Below are 20313 nucleotides of genomic sequence, written 5' to 3' on the forward strand. Positions count from 1 at the left end.
GAAAAACAAAAGGCACTTATTTTAGGTAAGTGCCTTTTGTCATTAAATCTTGTCGGACGAATTGTCCCAGTAATCGTAATCAATTGCTGGATATATCCATTAATCAAAGAAATGGATCATCCCATTAAAAATTAAAGTTTACCTACAAGGTCTAGGCTTGGTTCAAGAGTAGCTTCACCTGGAGTCCATTTTGCAGGGCAAACTTTATCTCCGTGTTCTGCTACGAATTGTGCAGCTTGAACTTTTCTCACAAGTTCTTCTGCATTACGGCCAATCCCTAAGTCATTAACTTCGTATGCTTTAATTTGTCCTTCTGGATTTACGATGAAAGTTCCGCGTAGAGCCAATCCATCCTCTTCGATTAATACACCGAATTGACGGGATAAAACGTTTGCTGGGTCAGCTAACATTGGATATTGAATTTTACCGATTGTATCAGTAGCATCAGCCCAGCCTTTGTGGCTGAAATGAGTATCTGTTGAAACTGAGTAAACTTCACAACCAATTTCCTTGAATGTTTCATAGTTATCTTGAAGATCAGCTAATTCAGTTGGACATACGAATGAGAAGTCAGCTGGATAGAAAAAGAATACTGCCCATTTTCCTTTAACATCTTCAAGTGTAACTTCTTTGAATTCTCCTGCATGGTAAGCTTGTACTTTAAAATCTTCAACTTGTTTATTGATCAATGACATAATAAATTCCTCCAATAGCTATTTTTTTATATGCTCCTATTTATAATAATTATTAAATAGAAATTAGTCAATAAATATACCTCAATAATTTTCAAGTTCACAAATTAGTCACAGTTTTTATATTGATATAAATTAATTATTTTAAAAAACCCATGGCACTTCAAAATCGCCTCTTTAACACATTTTAAATGTTATTTCAAGGTTAAAAACAAGACACATGCTCATTATTTCGGAAATTGATATCATCCCCTTTCCAATCAAATAAAAATATTCAAATGAGAATCAATGGCCGTTTCAAATAAAATTGTCAGTCATTCCTTTATATCATTGCCATATTTTCCCTAAAAGATTCTTAATACAGGATTTTCTGACAAAAAAAAACGAACCATCACGGCTCGTCTGCGAATTGGTTTTCCTTAGACATTTCTTTATTTTATCAATTATTGTTTTTTCCAAATAAGCTTCTTCGCTTCTGTGAACCTTACCGCTGTTTGCGGCCAGTTTACAACGTCCCACCATTTGTCCACATACCCTGCCCGATTATTTTTATATTGCAGGTAATAAGCATGTTCCCATACATCAAGAACAAGGATCGGGATCGTATCCCACTGGGTCAACACCATATGCAATTCTGATTGAAGTATTTCTAGCCGCCGCGCACGTGGAACCCAGACTAAAATCGCCCAGCCAACACCTACTACCTGTTTGGCCGCTTCACTAAAATGACTTTTAAACGCTGCAAAGCTTCCAAAATCCTTCTCAATCTGTTTAAGTAAATCTCCCTTTGGCTGTCCGCCTCCTCCTGGAATCATCACTTCCCAAAACAGCGTATGGAGATAATGGCCTGACCCATGAAAAGCTGCTTCCTTTTCCCAATGCTTCAACAAGGAAAAATCTTTCGTCTCCCTCGCTTTTTGCATCATCAATTCCGCTTTATTCAGCCCATCGACATATGCTTGATGATGCTTATCATGGTGCAGATACATGATTTCCCTTGAAATCGTAGGTTCCAGCGCTTCATAGGCATAAGGTAATGGCGGAAGTGTATGCCTCCCAATCGGCACTGATTGCCTTTCCTGTATACTGAATTCTCTAGCGAGTTCTTCAATTTCTTCGTAGACCCGTGCCATCTCTTCCTCAATCAGGACCATATCCTCATCATCCATTTCTTCCTCATTCAAATCTTTTGTCAACTGGGAAAGTCGTTCAATGTTTGACAACAATTGCGAATCGGTGATATCGATCTTCTCAAGATATTCCATGACTCCATCAACCCATTCACTTACGTCTTTTGCATACTCTTCTACATCAGACATCTTCGAACCTCCTCTTAACCTTCATGCACTTTTAATCATCAAAGTATTTTATGTTTCGATTAAGCGGAGATTCCATTTATAGCTAAAAAAACAGCTAGGCCTGTTAAGCCTAGCTGCTTCTCTATCTTGACTGTAACATTTTCGTCCGGTAATCCGTTTCATAAAACTCCAATTCTTCACGCATGGTCTGGAATCCACTTTCCACGGCCTTCAGAATGGAGATTATGCTGTCAGGTACACTTTGGTGAAATTTAATCGAGTTTTTTCCTGTATAGGCAGATCTGCTGTCCTCAAACCACCGATCTGATTTTGGGGAAAAGTATTCTTCGATACATTGATGATAAACTCTATAAAGCGTCTTTTCAGCTGCAGCTTTATTGAAAACATCATTTTTCAGAACGATTTGGCAAGCCTCCAAGCCCTCTTCACAACTTACAAGCATTCTTCTTAAACTAGAAAGGATCCCTTTATAATAGGTTTCATCCCCGCTTTTTTCCTCTTGCAGCTTAGAATAGGTCGTCTCATTTATAAATTCTTCTAGTTGAGCCACTGTCGTTTCTAAAAACCCTTTTACATCCTCAAGCTGAGATTTTACCAATGTATTCCCCAACCGTGAACCCTCCTCAAAATGATTAAGATTGAATATAATAGTCAACATGTGATTCTATATCATATGGTTTAGCTTGGTCAATAGATATAAACACTTTCTCCAATTTTTCAAAATCTATATTTTCGAAATAACCAGCCAGCTCTTTTTCTGCATTTATATATATACGTTTTCGGTTAACCAGGCTCGGGTCTTTGAGTAGACAGACCATGGCAATGATATCGGCCATATAAATATCCCGGTTAGGGCTTTTGAATAGAGGATTGGCGGGATATGGGGTCCAAAGAGTGACCATCTCATCAAAATAGCGAAGATACAGTACATTCAGCGTCTTTTCTTCTCCATCCTTTATGTATTGTATAACGGATCGATTAAAGAAGTCCTCAGGTGAATTTGACTTTTCCTTTTCAAGCCCAAATCCATTGCATGCCACAATTCGCACCCGCAATCCCCCCGCATTCATTTTTTTCTATATTATCACAATTCAGGAAAAAATGTTATTCGATTGTTTGCTGAAATTTTTCAAAAAACAGATCGGCTTCACCATTTTCAAAGCTATCATCCGAATTATCCGCGAGCGGCGGTAATTCATCTATGGAATTCAGGCCGAAGTAATCCAAAAACTCTTTTGTTGTCCCATATAAATAAGCCCGGCCGGATCCTTCAGCACGTCCGACCTCTTTTATTAAGACTTTCGTGACAAGTGTATGGATGGGGCGTTCCGTTTTGACCCCGCGAATTTCATCAATTTCAGCTCTAGTAATCGGCTGCTTATAGGCAATGATTGCGAGTGTTTCCAAAGCTGCCTGGGACAAACCTTGTGTGCTTGTCGTTTCCACCAGTCTTTTCAGGTAATCCGAGTGTGCTTTTTTTGTCGTCATTTGATAAACACCCGCTATTTCGATCACCTGAATCCCGCGTACATCCGATATATATTCTTCCTTTAAACTTTCAACGATGTCTCTTGCTTGATATTCCGTAATTTCAAGGACAGAGGCAATTTGTTTGACGGAGAGTCCTTCATCTCCAGTTGCAAACAATAATGCCTCAAGAATCCCTTTCCAATTAATAACTTCCAACTTGCTCTACACCTTCCTTAGCAGCAATCATGATTTCCGAAAAATTATCTTCCTGTTCAACGATGATTTCATTTAGTTTCATTAATTCCAGTACTGCCATAAAAGTGATGACGATATGCTCTTTAACCGGAAGCGAAAACAGTTCAAAAAAACTTTTCTTCCCTTTAATTGATTGTAACTCAATCATGATTTCATCCATTCGTTTTTCTATCGATATCTCTTGTTTCGTTACTTTCGTGTAAAGCGGCTTTTGTATTTTTTGCCTTCGGAGCAGTTTTTGCAGAGCTCCGAGCATATCGTATAGACTTATATTCAACTCTTGTTTATCACTTTCCGCTTCTTTAACATATACAGATAAATCACTTGGGGGTTTAGTGAACATCAGGCTGCGTTCTTCTTCCATCCCTTTAAACTCTTCAGCTGCATACTTATACTTTTTATATTCTAATAGTTTCTCCACAAGCTCATCACGTGGATCTTCTTCAAATATTTCCCCATCTTCATCAATCAATTGTTCATCTTCATGCTTTGGAAGCAGCATTTTACTCTTGATGGCAAGCAATGTTGCAGCCATCACCAAATATTCGCTGGCCACATCCAATTCCAGGTGCTGCATCGTATGGATGTATCCTAGGTATTGATCTGTAATATCAGCCATCGGAATATCGTAGATGTCTATTTCAAGGCGATTAATCAAATGCAGGAGTAAATCCATCGGACCTTCGAAAGCGTCAATTTTTATATTATAACCCATTAAATTACCCCATTTAAATCTAATTGGCCGATAATAGGCCTATTTCTTTTACTAATCAAGTATAGTGGATTGCCGCCCTTTATCCAATAATAATAATTTAGGACCTTAGAAAAGTTCTTAAAAGGGATTTGTGAAATTGGGTCAATGCCCAATCACATTCTCAAATCCTACATAGTCTAGAAATGTAAGAACAGCAGAACAAAGGAGGTACTTATTATGGGTGCAGGTGGTTTTGGGCACGGCGGCGGATTCGCGTTTATTGTAGTATTGTTCATTTTATTAGTTATCGTCGGTGCTAGTTGGTGTTAATTGACTTATTAGTCAAGCTGATTGCCTTGCAATCGGCTTTCTTTATTTTCCAAGAAAAAATTCTATGCTAAACTTAGGGAGTATACATGGCGGATATTTAGCTATGGAAAATGGCTTTTAGCCTTACTTTGGATGATTTCATCAAACAAAAGGGGTGCTCTTATTGAATTACGCGGAAGACTACCTTTCTTTCCTTGTCCATTTCCATGGAACAAGGGATTACTTCGAATGTCATGAAATTCTTGAAGAATATTGGAAGGAAACCGCTCCAAAAGAACGTGACTCCCACTGGGTCGGGCTCATCCAAATTGCGGTGGCCCTATACCATGATCGCAGGGAAAACAAAAAAGGGGCTGCAAGGACACTTGCTAAAGCCCTTGCAAATCTCCACTCTAAACAAGCCGAGCTCCTGAAATTGGGGCTCGATCCAGAAAAACTGTTCAAATTGCTCGAGGACACACATGAACGGATGCTATCCCACAAGCCATATGAAAGCATTAATCTTCCGATAGCGGATCAAGGGTTGATCGATAAATGCCAATCCATGTGTTTGCAGGAAGGGTACATATGGGGCGAAGGTAGCGATATGGCTAATTTATCAATTGTTGATAAACATTTATTGCGCGACCGTTCGGATGTCATTTCTGAAAGGGCTCGGCAGCTATCCCTTCGAAAAACAGGAATGGAGGACCGCCCTTAAAGGTGATCCTCCATTCCCACTTTCATATTAGACTTCTTCACACCTGTCAAGAAAGCTTTCCGTAAACTCATTTGCTTTTAGTTCTTTATCAGGATATTGCTCCTTGATGGCCTTTACCATCGTTTTACCGATACCTTGCTTCCGAAAGGATGGATTTACAGATATATGCTGTATCTCAATGTGGGTTGGAGAGACTTCTATTCCGATCAAGCCCGTAATCTCTTCATCTTTCCATAAGAACAGCTGTAGGTTTTCATCCGTTTCATAATTCTTCATCGTATTCCGAAGCGTTTTTATCTCTTTTTCATTTGGCATGAAAGATAATAATCCCATGGCAAACTTCTCATAACTTTTCTTATACTTAATCAACATAATATCCCTCGTTACTAAATAACGTTTTTATTATCTACCTGTTTCTAATTAATTCGCTTAGAATAATAAGCTCACATATAACATTTCCATCATACATAAAAAATTCGTTCGTTTCAACATCACTTTCAGCACTTGATTTATCGATGTGCTATGTGCTAAGCGATAAACAGCCAATATATGATTCCCCACATCAAAGCGATAATAAGCATCATAAGTAAAAGAGTTTTATTGCTTTTCCTCATCCCATACTCCTTTTATGAATGGTCCAAATATTTAAATAACGAATTCATTCTACTATAACTTAACACAATCTGACAAATATCCTTGCAATCTTGCTTCGATTTTACTACATTGGTAAAGTGACCTTAGATTCATAGAGTGCATAATAGGTATAAAAGACAAGATGCAATCACTTCCTCCTTTGAAAGAGCTATAGCTATTTTGTGCTATATAAATATTTTTCAGGAAAATATGTATCCTTTTTATCCTTTGTTTCGTCAAATACTATGAATCTTTATTTAAAACGCCGCTCTTTTAATGAAAGATCTCAATTCAGCAGGAAAAGTTAAGGAGGATTATCATGAAAAAAACGAATAAATGGGTCTTTTTAACCATTTTTTTATGTCTATTATTGCCATATAAAGCTTTGGCAGATGCAGCTGTTGGTGAAATGACCGTCACACTAGGAGAAAATTTGACAAATGAACAAAAAAATATGGTTTTGTCAGAAATGAAAGCCCCTAATGATGTTGAGGTTCTAACGGTTACAAATGCGGAGGAACATGAATACTTAGGAGACTATATCGCCAGCCGGCTGATTGGTACAAAAGCTATTTCATCCTCTGCCATTACTTTGGAGGAAAAAGGCACTGGCCTTAAACTGGAGTCGAAAAACATTAACTGGGTCACAGACGAAATGTATATCAACGCATTGGCAACTGCTGGAGTAAAAGATGCTACCGTTTATGTCACCGCACCTATACCCGTTTCCGGTACAGCAGCTTTGACAGGGGTCATCAAAGCCTATGAAATCTCTTCAGACAAGAAGATCCCGGAAGATGTGAAGCAGGCAGCGAATGAAGAAATGGTAAAAACAGCTAAATTGGGTGATGAAATCGGTACAGAGGAAGCCTCTGCACTGGTAACGAAAATCAAAGAGGAAATGGCTGAAAATCCTCCGGCCAACACTGAAGAGGTCCGCGAGGTTGTCGAGTCTTCAGCAAAAGAACTGGGAATTGCCTTAAATGATAATCAAGTTCAAAGTTTAATTGATTTATTCAATAAACTAAAAGAATTGAATATTGATTGGAACTCTGTCGGGGATCAGCTTACTGCCGCTAAAGATAAGCTTTCCAATTTTCTTGAGTCCGAAGAGGGTCAATCATTCTTAGATAAATTGAAAGAAGTCTTCAGCAGTTTAATAGACGCGATCAAATCTTTTTTCAGCTGATTTGAATAAAAAAAGGATGGCCGATGCCATCCTTTTTTTATTCTTTATTGACGACGGCCGCTTCATGAAGGGCCAAATCCAAATGGATAAGATCTTCGTACGTCTCACGTTTGATGACCAATCGGGCTTCTCCTTTTTCGGCAAAGACGACAGCCGGTCTCGGAATCCGATTGTAATTATTCGACATGGAATATCCATATGCCCCTGTACAAAAGACTGCCAAGACATCACCGCGTCCGGCTTTTGGCAATGGTAAATCCCAAATCAACATATCTCCGCTTTCGCAGCATTTCCCAGCAATGGACACTGTCTCTTCTACAGGGTCAAGTGGGCGGTTTGCAAGAATTGCGTCATACTTCGCTTCATAAAGAGCTGGACGTATGTTATCACTCATGCCCCCGTCAACGGCAATATATTTACGGACATTAGGCACTTCCTTTTCAGAACCGACCTTATACAAGGTCACACCGGCGTCTCCGACTAATGAACGGCCAGGTTCAATCCAGATTTCAGGCATCACTAAATCAGAGTCAGCAATCAGGTTCTGTACTTCCCTAACGATTTCTTCTACATATTGAGATGCCGGAAGCGGGTCGTCCTCTTGTGTATACCGAATTCCGAATCCCCCTCCGAGATTCAATACCTTTGGTTGAAACCCTATCGAACCATGCCATTCATTTAACTTGCCGATAATTTTTTGGGCCGCCAGAAGGAAACCGGTCGTTTGAAAGATCTGGGAACCGATATGGCAGTGGAGTCCCAGCACTTCCAGAAACTCGCTTTTCAGCGCTTGTCGAAGAGCGCTTTCCGCCTGTCCGTTAATAAGATCAAAACCAAATTTCGAATCCTCTTGCCCTGTCAAGATATAATCATGCGTATGGGCTTCAATTCCTGGTGTTACACGAAGAAGGATTTTCACCTTTTGTTCACGGCTTGTACAAATTTCTTCCAAAAGTGCCAACTCTGAAAAATTATCGACTACTATACAGCCAATTTCATAATCCAAAGCCATATGCAGCTCTTCTTCACTTTTGTTATTTCCATGAAAGTGAATGCGCTCAGTTGGGAAATTTGCCTTAATTGCCGTATACAATTCCCCCGCTGAGACAACATCGAGAGAAAGCCCTTCTTGATCAGCCAACTGAATCATGGCAATCGAAGAGAAAGCCTTACTTGCGTATGCAACTTGGGCTGAGATCCCCAATTCTTCAAAAGTTCTCTTGAATCCTCTTGCCCGTTCACGAATTAGCTCTACATCATAAACATATAATGGAGTGCCAAATTGTTCGATCAGTTCGATCGTGTCCACTCCGCCAATCTCCAGATGTCCACGTTCATTGACACCACTGGTTCCGTACAAATGCATGATAGCCTCACCTTCCTGACTTAAAACTAAAGATTGATAAGAAATGAGGCAGCCTCAAATAAAGCAACCCTCATGCAAGTTAAAAAGAGGTGTCTTTATGAACAAGCCTCATCTGAATCAATCGATTATCCCATTGGATATTGTTCACTATGACTGCTTCGTAGTTCGAAGGGAAAGACAGATTGGTTTAACTTCAAAGAGCCATAAGCGCTCTATCTCTTTGTGAAGCCTTAACTTTACCGCTTTATCCGAATAAAATTAAATTACCACAACTTTTCGACAACATCAACCTTAAGATTTTCTCGGCTGCCTATATTTATCCTGGGGATGCACAATACTAGGACGCTCCGCAGCTCCTGGATAAGGTCTTCTTAATAGGATATGTGACATTCCCTTTGGCTGAAAGGGGATAAGCGGCCATAAATAAGGTGTATTTAACGTTTTTATACTAGTAAGCAAAATAATGTAGAGTGTGATGCCTATGATTAAGCCAGGTACTTTAAAGATAGCAACCAACACTAGCAATACTAAACGGGAAATTTTATTCGCAACCCCCAATTCTAAACTTGGGGTGACAAAAGTGCCGATTGCCGCTACGGAAGCATAGAGAACCACTTCAGGAACAAATAGGCCAACATCTATCGCAATCTGTCCAATCAAAACTGCCGCAACCAAGCCCATTGCCGTAGAAAGCGGGGTCGGGGTATGAACGGCTGCCATCCTTAAGAATTCTATTCCTATATCGGAAATGAAGATTTGGACCACAGTTGGTATATGCGTTTTATGATTTGGTCCGATAAACTCTAACTTATCCGGTAAAAGCGATGGTTCCAAAGCAAACAATAACCATATCGGCAACAAATATAACGAAACGAATATCCCTAGAAAACGTGTCCAGCGCACCAACGTTCCAACAGCAGGTGCCTGCCGATACTCCTCAGCATGTTGCATGTGATGGAAAAGAGTGGACGGAGTAATGATGACACTCGGTGACGTATCCACATAAATCAGGACATGACCCTCAAGTAAATGTGTTGCCGCTACATCAGCCCGTTCCGTATACCTTACAAGCGGGTATGGGTTATATCCTTGCTTGACGATGAACTCTTCGATCGTTTTATCAGCCATCGTTATGCCATCAACCTCAATGCTATTCAATTCCTTACGAACGATATCTATTAAATCAGGATCGGCAATATCTTCTATGTAGCCGATGGATATATCCGTTTTCGAACGCTCCCCTACGTGCAGCATTTCAAATCGTAATCTTTCATCCCGGATTCTTCTTCTTGTTATCGCTGTATTAATGATGATGTTTTCGACAAAACCATCCCTGGATCCACGGACGACTTTTTCCGTATCGGGTTCAACTGGCTGTCTTCCGGGATAACTCCTGACATCAACAACCAATCCTATTGGTTTGCCATCGACAACGATGACTATTAATCCTGATAATACCTTATCAACCAGCTCATCCATCGTCGTTAATTCTTCAACTGATTGGTGTACGAGCAAGCCTTTGATTACATCAAAAACTTTTCCACTCATGATATCAGAATTCTTATTATGGATTAGCGAGTCCAGAATTCCAATGATGTACTCGGTATCCGTCAGGCCGTTTATATAGTAAAGATGAACATCTTTTCTTAAGACCTTTACCCTTCTTACTCCTAAATCGAAGCTGACGCCCAGACCTACTTTCTCTTCCATATACGCGTCAACTTCCGTTACCCTATTCGGAATCGGTTTCATGTTTCGAGGTTTTTCTGAAGTCATCATGACCACTCCTTTCCAATATGATTTCGACCGCTAACTTCGTGATCGGTGCTCCTCTTTTAAAATCATCCTGATGGGACATTTTTCCGATATCCCCTATCCCTACAACTATGGGAACTTGTAATTGATCGATGCAATACACTGTATCTCCTGTAATCTTGCCCAGTTCAAATTCCTCAGCGCCGTATTTATCCACCCCGTTCGGTGTCAAATTACCATCCCGGTCAATACAGATATCCACCTTGGTCCATTCTTCCCTTCTAGTCTTTGAAGCGACCGCTATCACGCCAAGGACATTAATATCAGGATGTCCGGCAACTACCTTCATTGCCTGTTCGCCTGATCCTTCACCGATAAAACCGCTATCATCAAACATGACCAATATTGGATCATACTTTGCCTTTTTTATTAATTCAACAAGCTCCAAGCCAGTATATCGTGATGGATTACCTTGGGACATGGAGATACATCTTCCCCCAATTTCCTTGGCCACAAGCTCGACAGCCCGTTTAGCATACTCATCTCCGTCCGTAATCAATATCACTTTTCGTTTAGTCACCATCTTGGGCCTACCTTTCATCATCAGGAATAGTTACCTCATAAACTTATAAATCGCCAAAATAAATCCATTGGAATAATGATCCGGCTATTTTCCCCAATACGAGTGCCATCAACAGATAAATGATTTTCTCTTGAATACCGATTCGCTTAGACAGAATCGGAAATACATTCAGGACTTCAGTTAAGGCAGCAGCAAGCATCCCATTAAAGATCCCGTCTGCCAAACCGATCGGAATTAACAAAAGTTTCGGGAGGGCAAGTTCCGTTTCCTGTAATCCGAACCATGTTCCTGCGACAACGCCGGCAATGATGGCCCCTTCGTAGAAATGTATCATTTTCATTGTTTTTGTCAGCTGAGTCAGTCTCGGAATCACACCAAGTACAGTTAAAAACGCTACAAAACCGGCACCTGTCGCGAAACCTCCAGCTAAACCGACAAAGATTCCGAAGATAATTTTACCTGTCATCAAGATGGCGCACGTTCTCCCTATTTTCATTCATGGTTACATAATTGTCCAAATCCTGCTGATAGTTGAACATTTCAACCTCGAGCGGACTAGGTTCCTCATTGAAGCGTTTTTTAAAAAAGTGATTAAAAAATAAGATCATGCCTATACCAAGGCCGAAACTATATGGGATTTGGATCAGCAACGGCTTTTCTTCCACTTTTCCCGTTATAATAGTAAAGATTTTTTGGTGTACTTCCCCCATACTTACATCCACATGAAAATTCATGATGGTCATCCCGCCGCCGACAAACAACAGGAACCAGACTAAGGCGAAAGTTAGGAATGACATTTTCTTTTTCGTGAGAATGACTTCGATGATCGTTTGGGAGGGCCCGAATGTCTCCACTTCAATAGTCGGATCCATTTTGCGAATGGCCATGATAACTTGAGCCAAATCAATGACAATAATATTCTTATCTTCCTTCTTGACCGTTAATAATATGATGTCCTCGATTATTTGAATCACTTCTTCAGGTCCGATTATCCTTGCAATATCTTTTATCCTCACCGTTTGATTTCCATTTACTTGTACACGGTTCCTCATCCTGATATATACAACTGCCACTTCCATCACATCCCGACCTTTTATTTCCTTATGCTAGTAGTATGGATTGGAAACAGATTGAAAATGCAGGAAGTGACCCATGTCCAGATATTACTAATTGATAACAAAAAAAGACACGCTGCAACGACAGCGTGTCTTTTTGATTTTCATTCATAAATTAATGAGTGGGGAAGAAAATCAGCTGAACCAAAAATATCAATCCAAAAATATAAATGAGCGGATGTACCGATTTTCCTTTTCCGCTGAATACCTTCATAAGTGGATATGTTATGAATCCGATCGCAATCCCTGTAGATATGCTTGAAGTAAGCGGCATCGTTAAAATGATCGCAAATGCCGGAAATGCTTCATCAAAAATTTTCCAATTGACTTTAGCCAGGCCTTCCATCATAAAACATCCTACGATGATCAATACGGGAGCTGTGATTGCTTGAACTGAAGAAATTGCCGATATTAATGGAGAAAAGAAAATCGATACAGCGAATAGGATTGCCACAACAGTAGCAGTTAACCCAGTACGTCCGCCTGCGGCCACTCCTGTGCTCGATTCAACGTAAGCTGTTGAAGGACTTGTTCCAAACATCGAGCCGACTGTCGTCGCAATCGCATCACCTAAAAATGCTTTCTTTGCACGAGGGATTTTCCCATCCTTCGTTAATCCTGCCTGTTCCGTCACGCCAATCAAGGTACCTGTCGTATCAAAGATCGTCACAAGTAAAAAGGCGAAAACAACTGAATATAAAGAATGCGTGAAGACCCCGGCAATATCGATATCGAAAAATACCGGTGTTGGAGGTACAGATAAGACTCCATCAAAGTTGAGCAAACCGATAAAGTAGCCAATGATTGCCGTAATGATCATACCAATAAAAATTGCCCCTTTAATATTACGGGCCATAAAAATCAAGGTAATGAATAAGCCTGCTAACGCTAAAACGGTTCCAGGCTGATGCAAATCGCCAAGAGTCACCATCGTTGATTCATTAGGTACAACGATTCCAGCGTTTTTCAATCCGATGAACGCAATGAATAAACCAATTCCGGATGTGATTCCATATTTTAATGAGTTAGGAATCGCATCAATTATCATTTTACGCAAGCTTGTCACGCTAATTAATAGAAATAGCAAACCTGCTATAAAAACCGTACCGAATACGGTCTGATATGAGAGGCCCTGAGCCCCCACTACGCTGGCGAAATAAGCATTCAAACCCATACCTGGCGCTATTGCAATCGGGTATTTTGCTACCAGCCCCATGATAAGGGTACCGATCACCGCTGATATGACTGTTGCCATGAAAACCTGTTCAAATGGAATTCCGATTGAAGACAATAAAGCCGGATTCACAATAAGGATATAAACCATAGTTAAAAATGTCGTAACACCCGCCATGACTTCTGTACGGACATCCGTCCCATTTTCTTTCAGGGAGAAAAACTTTTCCATAAACATATTTAGACCTCCAGATCTAAAGGAAACACCGACAACCGTTTGCACGTAAAGACAAGGTGTCCTAAAATTGTACTGCATTAACGCTTTTCCTTATCAATTATTCGTTGAAAGAAAGATAAAAAAGCGAATGAAAAACGCGACCTTTACTATAATATTCGTTTTTAATTCTAAATTCAACTAAAAAATGAATCCACTCATATTTTCATTTTTATCTACCCGGATCACTGAGGGAATTATTATTACTTTTTCCTAAAAACAAGATTTATCTCCAGCCAAAAAAAAAACCACATGAATCACTGATTCATGTGGTTTTTCATTTGCTGAAGAATCTTCTTTTCCAGCCTTGACACCTGAACTTGGGAAATACCAAGCCTTGCCGCTACTTCCGATTGCGTCTGATCTTTATAATACCTCAGGAAAACAATCAGCCTTTCGCGCTCATTCAATTCATGTATGGCTTCTTTCAAAGCGATTTGATCAAACCAAGATGTTTCGTTATGATCGGCAATCTGGTCAAGAAGAGTAATGGGATCTCCATCATTTTCGTAAACCGTTTCATGGATGGATGAAGGGCTTCTGCTAGCTTCTTGGGCCATGATGATCTCCTCTGGCGACAGCTCAAGGTGTTCCGCCAATTCATTGACAGTCGGAACGCGGCCATACGTCTTGGAAAGCTCCTCCTTGGCCCTGCGAATTTTATTCGCCATTTCCTTTAAAGACCGGCTTACTTTAACCGTTCCGTCATCACGGATAAAACGTTGGATTTCACCAATGATCATTGGTACAGCATACGTTGAGAATTTCACTTCAAACGATAAGTCAAATTTATCCACGGACTTCAACAAGCCAATACAGCCTATTTGATAAAGGTCGTCCGGTTCATAACCTCGATTGAGGAATCTTTGCACGACTGACCATACAAGCCTAAGATTGCTATTGACAATCAGGTTCCTTGCATCTTGGTCACCGCTCTGGCTGCGTTGGATTAAATTCCGTAATTCCTCATCTTTTAAATGGGGCTGGCCTTTCTTGCTCTTCTGGTTTTTAACCTCCACATCCATATGCAAGTCTCCCTTAATTGCACAAAGCTCTACTTGTAGTTAAGTGCTTTTTTAATCGAATGATCGTACCTTCGCCCTTATGGGAAATTATATTGATTTCATCCATGAAGTTTTCCATGATGGTAAATCCCATACCGGAACGTTCAAGTTCGGGTTTTGTCGTAAATAACGGCTGTTTAGCCTCCTCGACGTCCTCAATGCCCAGTCCTTCATCACGGATGGTCAATTCCACAGTATCGCCTTCGATGACCACTGAAATGTAGACCCAGCCTTCCGGGTCACTCTCATACCCATGGATAATCGAATTCGTAACGGCCTCTGACACGACAGTCTTGATCTCTGTCAATTCATCCATCGTCGGGTCCAATTGGGCAATGAAAGCCGCAACAGTTACCCTTGCAAAAGATTCGTTTTGGCTTAGTGCAGAAAATTTTGTTTCCATTTTATTTTTCATCTTAGGCAACCCCCAGTCTTTGCAAAGCGTTTTTTTCGGATAGTTCCATTTTAACAATTTTAAACAACCCTGACATCTCAAATAACCGCTTTACCGCTGGAGAAATTGCACAGACCACCATTTCACCTTGCTTTTTGTTTACCTGCTTATACCGCCCTAAAATAACTCCGAGCCCTGAACTGTCCATAAAATGCAATTCTTCCATGTTAAGGATAATATGCTTGATGTTATGCTTTTGAATAGCTGCCTCTGCCTGGTTTTTCAATTTTTCTGCTGTATGATGATCTAAATCACCTTTGAGACGAATGCACAATACGCGGTTTTTCGCCTCCATATTAATCGTAAGACTCACTATATACAGCCTCCTTCACTGTCTTATAAGGAGTCAAATTCTCTTTTTCACCTGCCAATTCCTTCTTACAGGCAAAACTAGTGGTGTTTCGCCTAAATTAGTAAGATTAACAGGCATTGCGACAATTTATTCTATTTAGCTTGGGTAAACATGCCGAAAGCCCTTTTATACAATTGCCACCAACTGGCATTTTCAACAGTTTCCTTTGCGACAATCGGAGATTCGACATAAACCTTACCCTTTTTCTTCAATTCAAGCGTTCCAATTTGATCACCTTTTTTAATGGGGGCATTCAAATCTTTTTCAATAGTGATTTTTTTTGTAAAATCCTTTGCCGTTCCGTTTTTGGCTGTCAAGACTGAAATAGGTTCACTTGTCACTCCCACCACGGATTTCTTGTGGCCTTTACTTACCTTTGCTTCACCTAACACCTCGCCGCGTTTGTAAATCGGATATGTGATGTATTGTGAAAATGCATAATCTAACATCTTGGTGACCTGAGCGTTTCGTTCCTTTGGAGAAACGGCTCCGAAAACGACGGCAATGACACGCATATTCCCTTTTTTTGCTGTTGCTGTCAAACAATACTTCGCTTCATTTGTGAATCCTGTCTTCAGTCCATCCACTCCAGGGTAAAATTTCACTAATCTGTTCGTGTTGACAAGCCAAAATTTCTTTTCGGTATTTTCACGGAGATAATCTTCATATGTACCCGTGAACCTTGTAATCGTATCGTATTTCAATAGTTCCTTCGCCATGATCGACATATCATGGGCCGAACTGTAATGATCTTTAACAGGAAGGCCTGTTGCGTTTTGGAACTTTGTATTTTTCAACCCGAGTTCTTTCGCCTTTTTGTTCATTTTCCTAACAAACTCTTCTTCCGAACCAGCAAGACGTTCAGCCATCGCGACCGATGCATCATTCGCCGAACCAATCGAGATGCCCTTAAGCATTTGTTCTGTAGTCATCTCTTCACCGGGCTCGAGGAAGATCTGGGAACCGCCCATCGATGCCGCATACTCACTAGTCCTGATTTTCTCCTTCATGCTAAGTTCGCCTTTATCGACCGCTTCCATGATTAGCAGCATCGTCATGATTTTTGTCATGCTTGCCGGTGAAAGGCGAACATCTGCATTTTTGTCATATAGAACAGTACCTGTATCCCGTTCAATCAAAATAGCGGATTTAGCATTTGCCGCCAGCTCGACACCTTTTTCTTCAGCTGCTTCTGTATGCGGGATGCTAAAACCCATTGCTACTAATACGGTTAAAAATAGAGAAAGAATCCGCTTCATCTCCATACCCTCCAATCTTTATATGATTTATTTTTTCCATCAAACCCATTTTTATACAAATAAAGATGAATTTAAGATCATATAATGGATATCAAGTAATAAATTTACAAAAAAATAAAAGAGGCTGCGCATGGGCATCCTCTTTTAAACATTCATTGGGACAGACAAAAAGACCGCTCTAAATAATGAGCGGCCTTTTTTTGAAAAAATTTATTCCATAATCTCTTTATAGATCAAAGTAGGTTTTTCTACTTTCTCTTTTGAAATCGCAATGCTTTCATATAATTTTTCCTTTACCTTTGAAACATCTTCAAAATTACTGTAAATCGTCACAAGGGATTCACCTTTTACAACGGTTTCTCCGATTTTTTTACGGAGTACCAGCCCGACTGCCAAATCTATCTCTGATTCTTTTGTCGCCCGGCCTGCTCCTAAAAGCATAGCTGCCGTTCCTACTTCATCAGCGATGATTTCCGATACATACCCGTCCACTTTCGCTTCCAGCTCGAAAGTATGAGCAGCCTGCGGAAGTTTTTCCGGCTGATCTACAACCGAACCATCGCCTCCTTGCGCTTCTAGGAAGACCTTGAATGAGTTAAGTGCAGAACCATCTTTAATCGCATTTTCAAGCAGGGTTCTTGCTTCTTCCAGCGAGCTTGCCTTTTTGGCAAGGTATACCATATGGCTTCCTAGCGTTAAAGAAAGTTCCGTTAAATCTTCCGGCCCTTCCCCTTTAAGCGTATCGATGGCTTCTTTCACCTCTAAAGCATTTCCGATTGCGTAACCCAGCGGTTGGCTCATATCAGAAATGACAGCCATCGTATTTCGTCCCACATTGTTCCCAATGCTCACCATCGCGTGCGCTAACTCTTCGGAATCTTCGAGAGTTTTCATGAAAGCGCCTGCTCCCGTTTTAACATCGAGTACAATCGCATCTGCACCAGCAGCGATTTTCTTACTCATGATCGAGCCGGCAATCAAGCCGATACTATTAACGGTAGCCGTAACATCGCGCAATGCATATAACTTTTTGTCCGCTGGGGTCAGGTTGCCACTTTGCCCAATGACAGCTATCTTATTTTTATTTACAAGTCGAATGAACTCGTCATTTTCTATTTCGACATGAAAGCCTTTTACAGACTCCAACTTATCGATCGTACCGCCTGTATGTCCGAGGCCGCGTCCTGACATCTTTGCCACCGGAACACCTACAGCAGCAACCAATGGTCCAAGTACTAATGTTGTGGTATCACCCACACCGCCTGTTGAATGTTTATCGACCTTAATTCCTTCAATCATCGATAAATCAATTTGATCGCCCGACTCGACCATTGCCATGGTTAGATCAGCACGTTCCTGCTCATTCATCCCTTTGAAATAAACAGCCATCGACCAAGCACTCATTTGGTAATCCGGAATCGATCCATCGGTAAACCCTTGGATTATGAACTGTATTTCTTCAGTAGAAAGAGCCTTTCCATCACGCTTTTTCTCGATTAAATCTACCATTCTCATATTAGAATCCCCACTTTTTAAAGACACCGCTTCTAAAAAGGTGTACTTGTATTTTTTTGGATCGTTTTATATGTCTTTAACGATGTGCTTAACAAATTCCAGAAAACTGCTTTTCACTTTTTCCGTTGTTTCAATTACCTCTACATGCGACAAAGGCTGATCCAGAATGCCTGCGGCCATATTGGTAAGGCATGATATTCCTAGCACCTTCATACCGCTATGTCTAGCTACGATAACTTCAGGAACTGTTGACATTCCAACTGCATCCCCGCCAAGGATCCTTGCCATTTTCACTTCGGCAGGTGTCTCATAAGTCGGTCCTGAATTCCCGATATATACACCTTCTTTAATATCCAACCCGAGTGTTGATGCTATTTTTTTAGCTTGTGTCCGAAGGCCTTTATTATAAGCCTCTGACATATCAGGGAATCTAGGGCCGAAACGCTCTTCATTAGGACCAATCAATGGGTTTGCCCCCATTAAATTAATATGATCCGTAATGAGCATCAAGTCACCAGGTGCGTAGCTTTCATTAACGCTTCCCGCAGCATTCGTTACAATTAACTGCTCAACTCCAAGAAGTTTCATTACACGTACTGGAAATGTGACTTTCTCCATGGAGTATCCTTCATAAAAGTGAAAACGCCCCTGCATTGCTACAACTTTTTTGCCACTTAATTGACCAATGACAAGCTGTCCGGCGTGTCCTTCAACAGTCGATACCGGAAATTCCGGTATTTCGTGGTATGGGATCGTTATGGGATTTTCAATTTCATCTGCCAATACTCCAAGTCCAGAACCAAGAATCAGTCCTATCTCCGGGGAGCCTTCAATCTTATTTTTTATAAATGACGCAGCTGTCTCTATTTTATTAAACATCTTTTTAATCTCCCCTTATTTTATATCGCCCAATATATTTTTCCCGAAGGCAGGCATTTTGACATCAAAATTGGCAGCGACCGTCGCCCCGATATCAGCAAATGTATCTCTAATTGGGAGCTCGGCACCTTCTGTAAATTGTTTGGAATAGACCAATAATGGCACATATTCACGTGTGTGATCGGTTCCTTCATGTACCGGATCATTCCCGTGATCGGCAGTGATGATCAATAAATCATCCTCTTTCAGTTTTTCAAGGACTTCCGGCATCCGAGCATCGAATTCTTCCAATGCCTTTCCGTATCCCTCTGGATCGCGGCGGTGGCCGTATAAAGCATCGAAGTCGACTAGGTTCAGGAAACTTAACCCTTTGAAGTCCTGTTCTATCGTTTGGATTAATTTATCCATTCCATCCATATTAGATACGGTCCTTAATGATTCAGTGACGCCTTCACCATCAAAGATATCCGAGATTTTCCCGATTGCGAGAACATCATATCCAGAATCCTTCAATTCGTCCATTACTGTCCGGTTAAAAGGCTTCAATGCATAATCATGACGGTTAGGCGTTCTTTTGAAGCTGCCTGGTTCACCCGTGAAAGGTCTGGCAATCACTCGCCCAACCTTGAACTCATCAGCCATTGTCACCTCACGAGCAATTTCGCAAATCTTGTATAATTCGTCTATCGGAACGATATCTTCATGTGCAGCAATCTGTAAAACGGAATCAGCTGATGTATATACGATCAACGCACCCGTTTTCATATGTTCCTCACCAAGTCTTTCAATGATTTCCGTTCCGCTTGCCGGGACGTTCCCAATTATTCCACGTCCCATTTTCGTCTCAAGTTCATTGACTAATAATTCCGGAAAACCATCGGGAAATACACGGAATGGGGTGGATATATTCAACCCCATTATTTCCCAATGTCCAGTCATCGTATCTTTTCCTGTAGATGCTTCTTTCATTTTCGTATAGTATGCGAGAGGTTGCTGAGCCTTATCAATCCCTTTTATTTCACGGATATTTCCTAAACCCAATTTTGCGAGAGTCGGCATTTTCAATCCATTCATTTTTTCAGCGATATGGCCGAGTGTATCCGCCCCTTTATCACCGAATAAATCGGCATCAGGTGCTTCGCCAATTCCAACTGAATCCATAACCACAACAAATATACGTTTAAACGCTGAATTTCCTTTCATGAGTCATTCCTCCTAAAATAGTAAATCACTTTTTATACT

The 20313-nt window shown here is 40.7% G+C and carries 23 protein-coding genes; 3 read left to right on the forward strand and 20 right to left on the reverse strand.

Going from position 1 to position 20313, the window contains the following annotated elements; genetic code table 11:
- Positions 1-131: 131 nt before the first annotated feature.
- The 6 genes from ahpC to N9I19_RS07080 form a co-directional block, all read right to left on the reverse strand.
- Complete coding sequence (gene ahpC, locus N9I19_RS07055; RefSeq protein WP_057217417.1) at positions 132-695, reverse strand: alkyl hydroperoxide reductase subunit C; 564 nt, start codon at positions 693-695, stop codon at positions 132-134.
- A 440-nt stretch (positions 696-1135) separates the two neighbouring features.
- Complete coding sequence (locus N9I19_RS07060) at positions 1136-2011, reverse strand: superoxide dismutase (protein ID WP_284470289.1); 876 nt, start codon at positions 2009-2011, stop codon at positions 1136-1138.
- Positions 2012-2132: 121 nt separating this feature from the next.
- Entirely contained in the window at positions 2133-2621 is a 489-nt protein-coding gene (locus N9I19_RS07065; protein ID WP_034308117.1) for a YpuI family protein, read from the reverse strand.
- Positions 2622-2643: 22 nt separating this feature from the next.
- Complete coding sequence (locus N9I19_RS07070) at positions 2644-3060, reverse strand: hypothetical protein (protein ID WP_061463924.1); 417 nt, start codon at positions 3058-3060, stop codon at positions 2644-2646.
- 55 nt (positions 3061-3115) lie between these two features.
- Entirely contained in the window at positions 3116-3697 is a 582-nt protein-coding gene (scpB, locus tag N9I19_RS07075) for an SMC-Scp complex subunit ScpB (protein ID WP_061463925.1), read from the reverse strand.
- Complete coding sequence (locus N9I19_RS07080; protein WP_061463926.1) at positions 3684-4451, reverse strand: segregation/condensation protein A; 768 nt, start codon at positions 4449-4451, stop codon at positions 3684-3686. The genes scpB and N9I19_RS07080 overlap by 14 nt, the downstream gene beginning before the upstream one ends.
- 216 nt (positions 4452-4667) lie before the next feature.
- Between N9I19_RS07080 and N9I19_RS07085 the strand changes: the two genes are divergently transcribed.
- Positions 4668-4760, forward strand: coding sequence for a YjcZ family sporulation protein (locus N9I19_RS07085; protein WP_081108854.1), 93 nt, complete (start codon positions 4668-4670; stop codon positions 4758-4760).
- A 163-nt stretch (positions 4761-4923) separates the two neighbouring features.
- Positions 4924-5460, forward strand: coding sequence for a DUF309 domain-containing protein (locus tag N9I19_RS07090; RefSeq protein WP_317777346.1), 537 nt, complete (start codon positions 4924-4926; stop codon positions 5458-5460).
- A gap of 27 nt (positions 5461-5487) precedes the next feature.
- On the opposite strand, the gene N9I19_RS07095 is transcribed toward N9I19_RS07090, so the two are convergent.
- Positions 5488-5832 (reverse strand): GNAT family N-acetyltransferase, encoded by a 345-nt coding sequence (locus tag N9I19_RS07095; protein ID WP_317777347.1) that lies wholly within the window; start codon positions 5830-5832, stop codon positions 5488-5490.
- 580 nt (positions 5833-6412) lie between these two features.
- Between N9I19_RS07095 and N9I19_RS07100 the strand changes: the two genes are divergently transcribed.
- Positions 6413-7282, forward strand: coding sequence for a DUF1002 domain-containing protein (locus tag N9I19_RS07100; protein WP_317777348.1), 870 nt, complete (start codon positions 6413-6415; stop codon positions 7280-7282).
- A gap of 37 nt (positions 7283-7319) precedes the next feature.
- On the opposite strand, the gene lysA is transcribed toward N9I19_RS07100, so the two are convergent.
- The 13 genes from lysA to deoB all read right to left on the reverse strand — a co-directional run bounded on the left by lysA (position 7320) and on the right by deoB (position 20274).
- Positions 7320-8648, reverse strand: a complete 1329-nt coding sequence (gene lysA / locus N9I19_RS07105; protein ID WP_317777349.1) for a diaminopimelate decarboxylase — start codon at positions 8646-8648, stop codon at positions 7320-7322.
- A gap of 291 nt (positions 8649-8939) precedes the next feature.
- Positions 8940-10424, reverse strand: a complete 1485-nt coding sequence (locus N9I19_RS07110; RefSeq protein WP_284470286.1) for a spore germination protein — start codon at positions 10422-10424, stop codon at positions 8940-8942.
- Complete coding sequence (gene spoVAEA / locus N9I19_RS07115; protein ID WP_061463932.1) at positions 10381-10986, reverse strand: stage V sporulation protein SpoVABEA; 606 nt, start codon at positions 10984-10986, stop codon at positions 10381-10383. Before spoVAEA ends, N9I19_RS07110 begins: the two co-directional genes overlap by 44 nt.
- Positions 10987-11029: 43 nt before the next feature.
- A complete protein-coding gene (locus N9I19_RS07120) occupies positions 11030-11452 on the reverse strand; it encodes a stage V sporulation protein AB (RefSeq protein WP_061463933.1) in 423 nt (140 codons plus the stop codon).
- Positions 11442-12065, reverse strand: a complete 624-nt coding sequence (locus N9I19_RS07125; protein WP_289320101.1) for a stage V sporulation protein AA — start codon at positions 12063-12065, stop codon at positions 11442-11444. The genes N9I19_RS07120 and N9I19_RS07125 overlap by 11 nt, the downstream gene beginning before the upstream one ends.
- 151 nt (positions 12066-12216) lie before the next feature.
- Positions 12217-13506 (reverse strand): NCS2 family permease, encoded by a 1290-nt coding sequence (locus N9I19_RS07130; RefSeq protein WP_061466135.1) that lies wholly within the window; start codon positions 13504-13506, stop codon positions 12217-12219.
- 299 nt (positions 13507-13805) lie between these two features.
- Positions 13806-14573, reverse strand: a complete 768-nt coding sequence (gene sigF / locus N9I19_RS07135; protein WP_061463935.1) for an RNA polymerase sporulation sigma factor SigF — start codon at positions 14571-14573, stop codon at positions 13806-13808.
- Between the two features lie 13 nt (positions 14574-14586).
- Positions 14587-15027, reverse strand: a complete 441-nt coding sequence (spoIIAB, locus tag N9I19_RS07140) for an anti-sigma F factor (RefSeq protein WP_034308139.1) — start codon at positions 15025-15027, stop codon at positions 14587-14589.
- Position 15028: 1 nt separating this feature from the next.
- Entirely contained in the window at positions 15029-15379 is a 351-nt protein-coding gene (gene spoIIAA, locus N9I19_RS07145; RefSeq protein ID WP_061463936.1) for an anti-sigma F factor antagonist, read from the reverse strand.
- A gap of 131 nt (positions 15380-15510) precedes the next feature.
- Positions 15511-16677, reverse strand: a complete 1167-nt coding sequence (locus N9I19_RS07150) for a D-alanyl-D-alanine carboxypeptidase family protein (protein WP_284470284.1) — start codon at positions 16675-16677, stop codon at positions 15511-15513.
- A 210-nt stretch (positions 16678-16887) separates the two neighbouring features.
- Positions 16888-18192 (reverse strand): pyrimidine-nucleoside phosphorylase, encoded by a 1305-nt coding sequence (locus N9I19_RS07155; RefSeq protein ID WP_284470282.1) that lies wholly within the window; start codon positions 18190-18192, stop codon positions 16888-16890.
- 66 nt (positions 18193-18258) lie between these two features.
- Complete coding sequence (locus tag N9I19_RS07160; RefSeq protein WP_317777350.1) at positions 18259-19071, reverse strand: purine-nucleoside phosphorylase; 813 nt, start codon at positions 19069-19071, stop codon at positions 18259-18261.
- Between the two features lie 15 nt (positions 19072-19086).
- On the reverse strand, positions 19087-20274 hold the full coding sequence (deoB, locus tag N9I19_RS07165; protein ID WP_284470280.1) for a phosphopentomutase: 1188 nt from the start codon (positions 20272-20274) through the stop codon (positions 19087-19089).
- Positions 20275-20313 lie beyond the last annotated feature (39 nt).

The organism is Peribacillus sp. CSMR9 (genome assembly GCF_033141925.1).
In the GTDB taxonomy this organism is placed as follows: Bacteria; Bacillota; Bacilli; order Bacillales; family DSM-1321; genus Peribacillus; species Peribacillus simplex_A.